Below are 12,673 nucleotides of genomic sequence, written 5' to 3'. Positions count from 1 at the left end.
GGGGGAGTTTCCTTCAGATCGACGACAACAAGGCCGTGGAATAACGGCTGACAAGGCGTACCGCTAGCACTGGCGACGCCGCTAAAGAATGATCAGTCCATGGAGTGAGTCCTAATGGAAATCCCAGTTCGCAAGCCCGTCTTGCGTTTTGCTCCTGCTCGCGCGGGTTTTGCCCTGGCCGGCGTACTGCCGCTGCTGATGTCGGTCCCCGCGGCTGCCGTCGAGTTCAGCTTCCTCGACAACGAGGTCACCGGCTCGCTGGATAGCACCGTGTCCTATGGCGCCCTGTGGCGCGTGCAGGGCCAGGACAAGAACAACAACGACATCAACGGCAACGACGGCAACCGCAACTTCAGCACTGGCCTGGTTTCCGAGGTGTACAAAATCACTTCCGACCTGGAAGCGACCTACAAGAACTACGGTCTGTTCGTACGTGGCTCGGCTTTCTATGACACCCAGATCATGGACAAGCGCAACGACTACTACGATCACAACCAACCGCCGCAGCCGAGCCAGACCTATCCCAACAGCGACCGCTTCACCAGCGAGACCCGCGATGCCGCCGGCAACCGCGCCGAGATTCTCGACGCCTACGTCTACGGCAACTGGGACGTGGCCGATCACCCGCTGACTGCGCGCCTGGGCCGCCAGGTGTTCAACTGGGGCGAGGGCATCTTCTACCGCGGTGGCGTGAACACCACCAACCCGGTGGATGCCGCCAAGTTCCGCCTGCCGGGCTCGGAGCTGAAGGAAGTGCTGATGCCGGTGGAAGCCGCGAGCTTCAACATCGGCCTGACCGACAACCTGTCGATGGACGCCTTCTACCAGTGGAACTGGAAAGAGACCCGCATCGATCCGGTCGGCACCTTCTTCTCCGAGACCGACCTGTTCGCCGATGGCGGCAAGACGGCCTACACCACCGTCGGTGCGCTCTCCAACCCGCTGTTCCAGAGCCTCTATCCGCAACTGTCCGCCGCCCACGTGGGTGGCCTGCAAGGCAGCGATTACCTGGACTCCAACGGTGTGTTCAAGGTGGCCCGCGTCGGCAAGGACATCAACGCGAAGAACGACGGTCAGTTCGGCGTGGCGTTCCACTACATCGCCGAAGAGCTGAACTCCACCGAGTTCGGTTTCTACTTCGTCAACTACCACTCCAAAGAGCCGACCATCTACGCCGACCTGAACAAGGACTACGCGGGCGTGGATCTCGACCAGCTTGCCGGCGTCGGTGGTTTCACCTCCTACGATCAGCTGCTGAGCGCCGCCGGTAGCGGTAACGCCCTGGCCGGCCAGGTGCTGAGCCTGGTCAACGGCGCTACCTCCGTGGACGTGGCCAACCAGGTCAACGCCCGCCGCGAGTACGTCGAGAACATCCGTATGTACGGCTTCAGCTTCAACACCACCGTGGGCGATGCCTCGGTGTTCGGTGAGCTGGCCTATCGCCCGAACCTGCCGATCGGCATCGCCACCACCAACGACCTGCTCGGCGACCTGCTGGTCCAGGCCCCGGGGCTGGCCAGCGGCAAGACCGTGAACATCGGTGGCGGCGACGTCTCGATTCACGACCAGATCCACAACTACGAGCGCGTCGAGGCCTTCAACACCTCGCTGGGCACCATCTACAACTTCGGTCCGTCGCTGTCGTTCGACTCGCTGATGGGCGTCGCGGAGCTGGCGTCCGAACACCTGCGTGGCAGCGATCTGCAGTACACCGCCTATGACGGTTCCAACCGTTACTACTCCGGCCGTGGCAACGGCGCCTACATCTCCGGCTATAACCGCGACGATCAGGTGAACAAGAACGCCTACGGCTACACCCTGCTGCTGTCGGGTACCTGGAACGACGTCTTCGCCGGCGTGAACATCTCGCCCTATGCCGTCTACAAGGACGACTTCGAAGGTAACTCCTACCAGACCGGCAACTTCATCGAAGGCCGCAAGGCCTACACCCTGGGCGTCAAGGCGACCTACCTGAACGCCCTGGAAGCGGAGCTGCAATACACCGAGTTCTACGGCGCCGGTGAAAACAACGCCAGCCGCGATCGCGACAACGTCGGCTTCAACGTCAAGTACTCCTTCTAACGACAAGCATGCGCCGGGTTCCCGTAGGGGCCGGCGCATGAACTTCACGGAGAATCACCATGCGCAACATGCGTACCCTGGTCGGCGCGGCAGTGGCACTCGCCCTGTCCGCCGGCAGCGCCCTGGCGGCGGTTTCCCCGCAGGATGCGGCCAAGCTGCAATCGTCCCTGACCCCGATGGGCGCCGAGAAGGCCGGCAACGCCGCCGGCACCATCCCGGCCTGGACCGGTGGCATCACCCAGGCACCGGCCGGCTACAAGCCGGGCCAGCATCACATCGATCCGTTCGCTGCCGACAAGCCGCTGTACACCATCACCAAGGCGAACCTGGACCAGTACAAGGCCAACCTGACGCCGGGCACCCTGGCGCTGTTCGCCACCTACCCCGATACCTTCCAGATGCCGGTGTACCCGAGCCGCCGCAGTGGTTCGGCGCCGCAGTGGGTGTATGACAACACCCTGAAGAACGCCACCAGCGCCAAGCTGGCCGAGGGCGGCAACGGTTTCGTCGATGCCTTCGGTGGCGTGCCGTTCCCGATCCCGCAAAGTGGCGTGGAAGCGGTGTGGAACCACATCGCCCGCTACCGTGGCACCTACATCGTGCGCCGCGCTTCCGAAGTGGCGGTGCAGCGCAACGGCGACTACTCGCTGGTGACCTCGCAGCAGGAAGCCCTGTTCAAGTACTACATCCAGGGCAACAGCTTCGCCAACCTGAACAACCTGCTGTTCTACTACCTGTCGTTCACCAAGAGCCCGGCGCGTCTGGCCGGTGGTGCCGCGCTCGTTCACGAGACTCTCGATCAGGTGAAAGAGCCGCGTCAGGCCTGGGGCTACAACGCCGGCCAGCGCCGCGTTCGCCGCGCGCCGAACCTGGCCTACGACACCCCGATCGCTGCCGCTGACGGCCTGCGCACCGCCGACGACACCGACATGTTCAACGGCTCGCCGGACCGCTACGACTGGAAGCTGGTGGGCAAGAAAGAGGTTTACATCCCGTACAACAACTACAAGGTTTCCAGCCCTGAGGTTAAGTACAAGGATCTGCTGACCCCGAACCACCTGAACCCGAAATACACCCGCTACGAACTGCACCGCGTGTGGGTCGTCGAAGGCACCCTGAAGCCGGGCTCGCGCCATATCTACTCCAAGCGCGTGCTGTTCCTCGACGAGGACAGCTGGGGCGCCGCCGAGGTCGACCAGTACGATGGCCGCGGCGAGCTGTGGCGCGTCTCGCTGGCCTACCTGAAGAACTACTACGAGCTGCCGACCACCTGGACCGCCCTGGATACCTTCCACGACCTGCAGGCCCGTCGCTACCACGTACAGAACCTGGACAACGAAGAACCGACCACCATCGACTTCAGCCAGGCCGTACCGGACGACTCCTACTTCAGCCCGTCCGCGCTGCGTCGCCGCGGTACTCGCTGAGTTAGTTCGCTGCATGAAAGAGCCCGCCTTCCGGCGGGCTTTTTCTTGGGCGCGGAAAAGTCCGTTGGGAAGCGTCGCGAACCAGCTTTCCAATCCCGGTTCTGTGAAAAGTGTTACCGGACACCCCGCTGCGAGCCGTCAGTGACGCCGCTTTCGGCCGAGATGGCGTAATGCAGTCATCCTTTTGGGTGAGGCCGCGAGGGCTTAACAAAAGATAACGTGGCGTTAATTGTCAGCCTCGGAAAAGGCTGGCTATATAGCCACCACACTCCATACCGCCTGCATAAGAACAAAGAGGTAAAGGCATATGCGTGAGCCCATGTGGCGCACTTCGAGCGAGCAGCCCGTATCGGGAGTGCCGCGCTCCTTCCCCATGTCGCGCAAGTCGATTTCCCTGCTCGGCGCGCTTTCCTTCCTGATGTTGTCCCTGGCTCCGTTGCATGCCGTCGCCGCGACGGAAGCTGCCAGCGATTCCAACTCGATCCCGTCCGCCAAGGCCTCCAACAGCCTGCTGCTGGGCGTCGCCCATGCCGGCAAGCGCCTGGTTGCCGTCGGTGACCACGGGCACATCCTCTACTCCGACGATGCAGGCAAGACCTGGACCCAGGCCACCGTGCCGACCCGCCAGTTGCTGACCTCGGTGTTCTTCATCAATGACAAGAAGGGCTGGGCCGTCGGCCATGACGCCCAGGTCCTGGTGACCACCGATGGCGGCACCACCTGGACTCGCCAGTTCGAAGACCTCAAGCGTGAAGCGCCGTTGCTGGACATCTGGTTCCAGGACGAAAACCACGGTGTGGCCGTCGGTGCCTATGGCGCACTGCTGGAAACCACCGACGGTGGCCAGCACTGGGAAGATGTCAGCGACCGCCTCGACAACGAAGATCAGTACCACCTGAACGCCATCACGGCGGTGAAGGATTCCGGGCTGTTCGTGGTCGGCGAGGCGGGCAGCATGTTCCGCTCCAAGGACTGGGGACAGACCTGGGAGAAACTCGAGGGTCCGTACGAAGGCTCGCTGTTCGGCGCCACCGGCACCACCCAGGCCGGCACCGTCCTGGCCTACGGTCTGCGTGGCCACCTGTTCCGCTCCACCGACTTCGGCACCACCTGGCAACAGGTCAGCCTGCCCACCGCCAACGGCGGCGAACTGGAATTCGGCCTCTCCGAAGGCAGCCTGCTGGATGACGGCACCATCGTCGTCGTCGGCCATGGCGGCAGCGTACTGGAGAGCAAAGACGACGGCGTGAGCTTCACTGTCGTCAACCGCCCGGATCGCCTGTCCCTCGCGGGCGTGAGCGCGGCCGGCAACGGCAACCTGGTGCTGGTCGGCCAGGGCGGTATCCACCTGGCTACGGCGACCGGCGCCGAGCTGACAGAACAACAATAAGCCGGGAGCCTTCATGAACGCTCTGAACAAGCATCAACAGGACAAGGCGACTTTCCTGGAACGCATCATCTTCACCCACCGGCCATTCGTGATCATCACGTGCCTGCTGGTGACCGTCTTCCTCGCCTGGTCGGCCACGCAAGTGCGCCCGTCCACCAGCTTCGAGAAGATGATTCCGCTGCAGCACCCGTTCATCCAGAACATGCTGGAGCACCGCAACGACCTGGCCAACCTCGGCAACACCGTGCGCATCTCGGTGGAAGCGGTGAATGGCGACATCTTCACCAAGGAATACATGGAGACGCTGCGGCAGATCCATGACGAGGTCTTCTACATTCCCGGCGTCGACCGCTCCGGCATGAAGTCGCTGTGGAGTCCGAGCGTGCGCTGGACCGAAGTGACCGAGGAAGGCTTCGCCGGTGGCGAGGTGATCCCGCAGACCTACGACGGTTCCACCAAGGCCCTGGACCTGCTGCGCAACAACGTGCTCAAGTCCGGCCAGATCGGCCGCCTGGTCGCCAACAACTTCAAGTCGAGCATCGTCGACGTGCCGCTGCTGGAGGTCTACCCGGACCCGAAGGACCAGGGCAAGCTGATGAAGCTGGACTACCGCCAGTTCTCCCATGAGCTGGAAGAGAAGATCCGCGACAAGTACCAGCTGCAGAACCCGAACGTGAAGATCCACATCACCGGCTTCGCCAAGAAGGTCGGTGACCTGATCGACGGCCTGCTGATGGTGGTCGGCTTCTTCGGTATCTGCTTCGTCATCACCCTGGTGCTGCTGCTGTGGTTCACCAAGTGCGTGCGCTCTACCATCGCCGTGCTGTCCACCACCCTGGTGGCGGTGATCTGGCAGCTGGGCCTGCTGCACATCATCGGCTTCGGGCTGGACCCGTACTCGATGCTGGTGCCGTTCCTGATCTTCGCCATCGGTATTTCCCACGGCGTGCAGAAGATCAACGGTATCGCCCTGCAGTCCAGTGATGCGGAGACTCCGCTGCTGGCCGCCCGCCGTACCTTCCGCCAACTGTTCCTGCCGGGCATGATCGCGATCCTCGCGGACGCCGTCGGCTTCATCACCCTGCTGGTGATCGACATCGGCGTGATCCGCGAACTGGCCATCGGCGCCTCCATCGGCGTGGCGGTGATCGTGTTCACCAACCTGATCCTGCTGCCGGTCGCCATCTCCTACATCGGCATCAGCAAGAAGGCGGTGCAGCGCAGCAAGGAAGACGCCGTACGCGACCATCCCTTCTGGCGCGCGCTGTCCAACTTCGCCAGCCCGACCGTGGCGCCGATCTCCGTGGTCATCGCCCTGGCAATGTTCGCTGGCGGCATGTGGCAGGGCCATCACCTGAAGATCGGTGACCTCGACCAGGGGGCGCCCGAGCTGCGTCCGGACTCGCGCTACAACCTCGACAACGACTTCATCATCCGCAACTACTCCACCAGTTCCGACGTACTGGTCGTGATGGTCGAGTCCGCGTCCGAAGGCTGCTCCACCCACAAGACCATGTCCGCCATCGACGAGCTGGCCTGGCGCCTGGAGAACACCCAGGGCGTGCAGTCGGCCATTTCCCTGGTCACCGTCTCCAAGCAGATGATCAAGGGCATGAACGAAGGCAACCTGAAGTGGGAGTCGCTGTCGCGCAACCAGGACGTGCTGAACAACTCCATCAGCCGCGCCGAAGGTCTGTTCAACAGCAACTGCTCGCTGGCGCCCCTGCTGGTGTTCCTCAACGACCACAAGGCCGAGACCCTCGACCGCGCCATCGCGGTGGTCCAGGAGTTCGCCAAGGTCAACGAGAAGGATGACCTGAAGTTCAAGCTCGCCGCGGGTAACGCCGGTATCGAGGCGGCCACCAACGAGGTGATCAAGCACTCCGAGCTGACCATCCTGATCCTGGTGTACATCTGCGTGGCGGTGATGTGCCTGATCACCTTCCGCTCCTTCGCCGCGACCCTGTGCATCGTGCTGCCGCTGATCCTCACCTCGGTGCTGGGCAACGCGCTGATGGCGACCCTGGGCATCGGCGTGAAGGTGGCGACCCTGCCGGTGATCGCACTCGGCGTGGGTATCGGCGTGGACTACGGCATCTACATCTACACCCGCCTGGAGTCCTTCCTGCGCCAGGGCCTGTCCCTGCAGGAGGCCTACTACGAGACGCTGAAGTCCACCGGTAAAGCGGTGCTGTTCACCGGCCTGTGCCTGGCCATCGGCGTCGCCACCTGGATCTTCTCGGCGATCAAGTTCCAGGCCGACATGGGCCTGATGCTGACCTTCATGCTCCTCTGGAACATGTTCGGTGCCCTGTGGCTGTTGCCGGCACTGGCGCGCTTCCTGATCAATCCGGAGAAGGTGCGTCAGAAGAAGGCGTCGATCCTGGTTCACTGATCGGTAGTCGAGCGGTAAACAAAAACCGCGGCCCTCGGGTCGCGGTTTTTTATTGCGCTGGATCGGGGCCTGGAGCGGCCGGGAAATCATCGCGGACGGAGTCCGCTCCTACGAGATGCTTCTGCGCTTGGGGCGGCCCTCACCCTAACCCTCTCCCAGGGGGAGAGGGGACTGTTCGGTGCAGGTTGAAGCCTTTGCGTCAGTCGGTTGCCCCTCACCCTGAGGAGCGGGCGCTCAGCCAGGGCTGGGGTGAGGGAAGACCCCGCTCCTACGATATGTCATGCCGTGTAGGAGCGGACTCCGTCCGCGATTGGCTTCACTTCGCTCCGACGTATCGGCGGATCACGGCAGGATCGCAAACACCCGCGCCGGGAACCCTGTGCCCTGGGCGATCTTCGGGAAGCTCACCACTGCCAGTGCACCGGCCTCAGGCACCTTATCCAGGTTCGCCAGCAGTTCGATCTGGTAGTGGTTGGTGCCCAGGATGTAGGACTCCAGCGAGTAGTCGTCCTTGCTGGTGGCGATGCCCGGATCGGTGTCGGTGGTCTCGTGGCCGGACGCGGTGATCTTGCGCGTCTCATAGAGGTACACCAGCGCCTCCTTGCTCCAGCCCGGGTAATGCGCCACGCCCTTGGCGTCCTGGTTCTGCATCTTCGCCTGGTCCGGCCAGCGCTCTGACCAATCGGTGCGCAGCGCCGCGAAGGAGCCTTCGGGTACCGGGCCGTGCTTGGCTTCCCAAGCCTTCACGTCGGCCAGGCTCAGCACGTAGTCGGGGTTCTTCGCCACCTGCTCGTGGATATCGAACACCACCAGCGGCAGGAACTGCTCCTTCACGTCGAGTTGATCGACGCTGCGCAGGCCCTTGTGGAAGTGCACCGGCGGATCGACGTGGGTGCCCCATTGGCCGACGTGGCTGTAGAGCTCCACCTGGAACCCGTCCTTGTCCACGGTGTAGAGCGTCTTGCGGCCCATGGGCTCGAAGCCTTTCCAGTGCGGCGTGTTGCTGTCGAACGAGTGGGTCAGGTCGACCCAGTCGTGCTGCTTGAGGCTGGCGTAGGTGTCCCACAGGCCCGGCTGGGCGGCCTGGGCCGACTGGACGAGAAGCGGTAGCAGGGCGACGGCGAAGAGCAGGGCGGGGCGGCGTTGCATGGGTCTGATTCCTTGACGGGGATGGGAGAGAACGCCTTATCTTTCTCCATCGCTTGTCCAGTCATCCAATTCTGAATTCTGCTTTTCTTATTCCAAAACCTATAGGGAGCAACCATGTCCTTTCAACTGATCGAGTACGCCGACGCCAGCCCTGAAGTCCGCGCCGTCTATGACGACATCATGGCGACCCGCAAGATCGATTGGGTGAACAACTTCTGGAAGGCCCTGGCCAACCATCCGCAGACGCTCAAGCGCACCTGGGAAAGCCTCAAGGAAGTGATGGGGCCGGGGCAGTTGGACCCACTGGTGAAGGAGCTGATCTACGTCGCGGTCAGCGTCACCAACAACTGCAACTACTGCATCGGCTCCCATGGCGCGGCGGCGCGCAAGGCCGGGATGGACGACGCCATGCTCGGCGAACTGATGGCGGTGGTGGCGATGGCCAACGAGACCAACCGCCTCGCCATCGGTTACCAGGTGCCATTGGACGATGTGTTCAAGGGCTCGGTGATGGAGAGCGGTGCCAGCTGAGCCGGTTTCCGGATCGGGTTCTGAGCTGCTGGGAGCTATCGCGGACGGAGTCCGCTCCTACGAGATGCTTCTGCGCTTGGGTCGGCCCTCACCCTAACCCTGGCTACGCGCCCCGCTCCTGAGGGAGAGGGGACCGTTCGGTGCAGGATGAAACTTCGGCGTCAGCGGGCACGGACGGCTCCCTCTCCCTCAGGAGCGGGGCGCGTAGCCAGGGCTGGGGTGAGGGGAAAGTATCGGCACGGATTCACCGGAAGAAGACAGTTGCTCCTACGCTATTTCATGCCCCGTAGGAGCGGACTCCGTCCGCGATTGTTTTCGCCCCACTCGAACCATCAGGGGCTGGATTGGGACAACCGCTGCATCGCCTTCACCGGCGTCCCGTCGCTCCAGCGCCCCATGGACAGTTGGGCTGGCCCGCCGCCCAGCGCGTAGTCGCGATCCTGTCCGTAGAAGGCGGCATCACACAGGGCATCGAACAGCTTCCAGATGCCGTACCAGTCCAGCGCATCGGTGGCCAGGGCATTGTGCGCCGAGGTCTGGCCCTGCTTGAGACGCTGGCGCACGCGCTCCTGCACGCGGTTGAGCAGCCAACTGGAAGAGTCGCTGGGCGGGTAGCGCGGGTCGAAGCGGGGCGCGGTGGGGGCGGCATGGTTGGCCAGCAGCGGCGGGCTGCCATGGCGGTCGCTGCGCAACAGCAGCAAATCCTTGTCGCGGGGAGCCACCTGGGTGCTTTCCGTATAGATGCGTCGTGCGTCATCGCAGGCGACGCGCTCGTCCTCGTCGCCGCACACCGCCAACAGCAAGGTACCGGCGGGAATGTTCGCCAGCGGCTCCAGCGGGACCTGCCGCCAGCGCGGACCACTGCTCTTGCCCGGCTCCACCGCCAGCAGCGCACGCGGCTCTGGTACGCCCAGCCGTTGCCAGGAAGCGGCGAGTCCGCTGGCGATCAGGCCGCCCGCCGAATGCCCGACATAGGCCACATGCTCCAGCTCCGGCTTTACGTTCAACGTGCCCGCCTGCAAGTCGGCGATGGCGCGATGCACCGACTCGGCGGCGTTGGGCAGGAACTCCGCCGCCGGGGTTTTCAGCGTCGCCTGGTAGCGCGGGTAGATGAGGATCGCGCCACGCCGGACGATGTGTTCGATCCAGGCGCGGTAGAGGTCCGGCTGCATCACGCTCCAGCCGTGGGTGAACACCACGACGGGCGCGCTGGCCGGAGCAGGGCGGTCCGGCGTGAAAACCCAGTACTCGTTGCCGTCACTGTTGAAGTGCCACTGGCGCACATCGGCATGGGCGTAGTTCGAGCCGCCAGGGCCTTGTAGCGGTTGGGCCGGCGGTAGGGCAGGGGTTGCCCACGCAGTGGTGCTCAGCAGTAGGCTGGCGATCGACGCCAGGATCAGCCGGTGAAGACGCATGGACGAGCTCTCGGGACGTTGGTGACAGCATAGCCGCCGCTCGAAAGCCGCAGGCCGGGGCTCCGTATCTTCTCCCAAGGCGTGCATGCCCGGCCAATCGAGGCTCAGGCGTCCGGCCTGCGGAGCGGCGCCAATGCTGTTCTGAGCGTGATTCCCAGGGCCTCGAATGTGTCCACGGAAGTGCTGCTGCTCACACTCGAGTGGAAGTCCCGGGCCATCGCCCGGAACGGGGAAGTTCCGCTGCCCTCCGCGCTGCCCGGCGAGCCGATCATCAGCACGACGCCCAGCAAGTGGGCGACATACGACGGGCAGCTCACGCGGGCTTTATCGCGGTGGCTGGCCAGTGCCGACCGGATAACTCTGCGAGCCCTGGGTGCTGCCGTAGCCAGATGGCAACCGTCGCTTGGCACTGGAAGGTTGCAGCATTCATCGGCACTTCCTTGCTTGGAAAAAGTCAATCCACCAACCCTGGCCAGGATTTCCCGGCATCAGGATCGCCCGCTTTCAGAGAGCGATGGAGTCGCTGTCAGGCGTGTCGAAGAGTCGTCCGAGCGCATTTTTTTTGTACAGTCATTAGTTTGCAAATAATTGTTGTTAGTTATTTTTTATTGTGCGTCCTTCCTGTTCGACTTGGATTTGTTACAGCCTGTGTGCGATGTTTGTCGCTTTCTTCGGGCAGGCGTCTAGTACGCTATTTTTCAATTCTCCAGCGGAATGGACTTGATCGCAGTGAAAGCTATTTGAAAGGCGCGGCGTGTAAGCTGTACCGTTCGCGCGGATCCACGTTTATCGAATATTTCTTGTTTTTAATAAATAATTTTAATTATTAAGTGCTGGCACGAGCGGAAAACCGCAGTGAGGGTTTGATGAACTTCAGGTTATGTCTTTCGTCAGGGAAGACAGTTTTGTTCGTGCCGAAACAGAATCGGCTGTACATCGAAGACTCCGAAGAAGTGCGCGATCTCAGCCACACCGAGTCGCGGGTTCTGCTGTTCCTGTTGAGCGAGCCGGGCGTTACCCGCAGCCGCGACGAGATCATGCGCTTCGCCTGGGAGGGGCGTGTGGTGACCATGACCAGTATCAACCTGGCGGTGTTCTCGCTGCGCACGGCCCTGGACGACGGCGACCACCGCGAGGTGATCCAGACCGTGGCCAGGAAAGGGTATCGATTCAATCCCGTCAGCCTGCATTCGATGGCTGAGGACGACACGGCGGCATCGGGCGCCGCCGGTGTGCGCCCCGTAGAGGGCTCGGTATCCAACGAGTCGAGCTCGGGGGCATCCTCGCTGTGGTCGCGCCTGGGAAAGTCCGATGCGCAGGACTGGGGCTGGCGGGTGCTGGCCGTGGGCTCATTGGCGGGGTTGCTGGTCCTGGCGTTGCTGTATCGCATCGACCTCTGGCTGCCGTTGTACCTGAGCTCGCGTTTCGTCCAGGAAAGCGTCCGGTTCAACGACCTGGAAGTGCACCTGGTCGACAGCAATGCCGCGCGACTGGCGGCCATGAAGCGCCTCGTGCTGCCGGTGCTGCAGTCCGGCGAGCTCTCGGGCAAGGCTGACGTCTGGGTGAACCACAAGGGTGGTGCCTACCAGATCATCTGCGCCAGCGACGAGCGCATCCCGGTCGAGATCGTCATCGGCGGGCGAGCGCCGTCCGGCGATGAGCTGCGAGATCAACTGGCGGTCTGTCTGGGCGGTGTTCGATGAAGTGGCTGGCTATTCTACTGGCGTCGTTGTTGGTGCTCCTGGCTTGCTGGGTGGCGGCCAATGGGGAGGGCCAATTCGAAGAGGGCGTCGGCTATTCGAGCCGTTACTTCCTGCGGCCCTCGGCGGGGGTCCAGGTGGAAGGCTGGCGTTCGATACGCTTCAGCGACGAGACCTTCTATTTCAGTTACCTGGAGAACTCCTCCCTGGGCACCGGCACCGGAAAGATGCAGGGGCATATCGAGTCGCAGATGGGCAGGTTCATGGTGCTCAGTGTGGAAAGTGGCAGCCATCAGGGACAGTCGGATCTGACGCAACTTCCCGGCGCGGAAAACATGTATCTTGATCGCGAGTACATCACCACGCCTGGAAATCTGATTCATGTTGTGATGTTGCCGCGTCGGTATAAGGGAAGTATCTGCTACTACTTGGTTGAGTTTCGTTCGGTAGAGTGCAAGTCGCAATATTGAATCAGGTTATGGTAATGCGCTGGTTGTTACATGGCATGGCATCGTTATTGTTAATAATTGTTTTTAATCAAGAATAACGACGGCAATCAAAGGTCGCTCTGGGATACTTCCTGT

At 62.6% G+C, this 12,673-nt stretch carries 9 protein-coding genes; 7 read left to right on the top strand and 2 right to left on the bottom strand.

The genetic code is table 11. The features are described from left to right. Positions 1 to 114: 114 nt before the first annotated feature. From JVX91_RS24310 to JVX91_RS24295, 4 genes are all read left to right on the top strand, one after another. Entirely contained in the window at positions 115 to 2,082 is a 1,968-nt protein-coding gene (locus JVX91_RS24310) for a DUF1302 domain-containing protein (protein ID WP_205336641.1), read from the top strand. A gap of 59 nt (positions 2,083 to 2,141) precedes the next feature. Then, positions 2,142 to 3,509, top strand: a complete 1,368-nt coding sequence (locus JVX91_RS24305; protein WP_205336640.1) for a DUF1329 domain-containing protein — start codon at positions 2,142 to 2,144, stop codon at positions 3,507 to 3,509. 307 nt (positions 3,510 to 3,816) lie between these two features. Then, positions 3,817 to 4,899, top strand: a complete 1,083-nt coding sequence (locus tag JVX91_RS24300) for a YCF48-related protein (RefSeq protein WP_240201660.1) — start codon at positions 3,817 to 3,819, stop codon at positions 4,897 to 4,899. Between the two features lie 13 nt (positions 4,900 to 4,912). Then, positions 4,913 to 7,294 carry an RND family transporter gene (locus JVX91_RS24295; protein WP_205336639.1) on the top strand — a complete coding sequence of 794 codons (2,382 nt, stop codon included), beginning with the start codon at positions 4,913 to 4,915 and terminating at the stop codon, positions 7,292 to 7,294. 342 nt (positions 7,295 to 7,636) lie between these two features. Here the strand turns inward: JVX91_RS24295 and JVX91_RS24290 are convergent, their stop codons facing one another. Next, entirely contained in the window at positions 7,637 to 8,443 is an 807-nt protein-coding gene (locus JVX91_RS24290; RefSeq protein ID WP_205336638.1) for a cyclase family protein, read from the bottom strand. A 114-nt stretch (positions 8,444 to 8,557) separates the two neighbouring features. Between JVX91_RS24290 and JVX91_RS24285 the strand changes: the two genes are divergently transcribed. Continuing rightward, positions 8,558 to 8,974 carry a carboxymuconolactone decarboxylase family protein gene (locus tag JVX91_RS24285; RefSeq protein ID WP_205336637.1) on the top strand — a complete coding sequence of 139 codons (417 nt, stop codon included), beginning with the start codon at positions 8,558 to 8,560 and terminating at the stop codon, positions 8,972 to 8,974. A 332-nt stretch (positions 8,975 to 9,306) separates the two neighbouring features. On the opposite strand, the gene JVX91_RS24280 is transcribed toward JVX91_RS24285, so the two are convergent. Beyond that, positions 9,307 to 10,389 (bottom strand): alpha/beta hydrolase fold domain-containing protein, encoded by a 1,083-nt coding sequence (locus JVX91_RS24280; RefSeq protein ID WP_240201659.1) that lies wholly within the window; start codon positions 10,387 to 10,389, stop codon positions 9,307 to 9,309. 911 nt (positions 10,390 to 11,300) lie between these two features. Here JVX91_RS24280 and JVX91_RS24275 point away from each other — a divergent pair. Continuing rightward, the gene (locus tag JVX91_RS24275; protein WP_240201791.1) at positions 11,301 to 12,092 is read left to right on the top strand and encodes a winged helix-turn-helix domain-containing protein; all 792 of its coding nucleotides are present in this window, start codon (positions 11,301 to 11,303) and stop codon (positions 12,090 to 12,092) included. After that, complete coding sequence (locus JVX91_RS24270; RefSeq protein WP_205336635.1) at positions 12,089 to 12,559, top strand: hypothetical protein; 471 nt, start codon at positions 12,089 to 12,091, stop codon at positions 12,557 to 12,559. Before JVX91_RS24275 ends, JVX91_RS24270 begins: the two co-directional genes overlap by 4 nt. Positions 12,560 to 12,673: the final 114 nt, after the last annotated feature.

Source organism: Pseudomonas sp. PDNC002 (genome assembly GCF_016919445.1).
In the GTDB taxonomy this organism is placed as follows: domain Bacteria; phylum Pseudomonadota; class Gammaproteobacteria; order Pseudomonadales; family Pseudomonadaceae; genus Pseudomonas.
The sequence above is the reverse complement of the archived record's forward strand: the minus strand, read 5'-3'. Positions and strand labels throughout refer to the sequence as shown.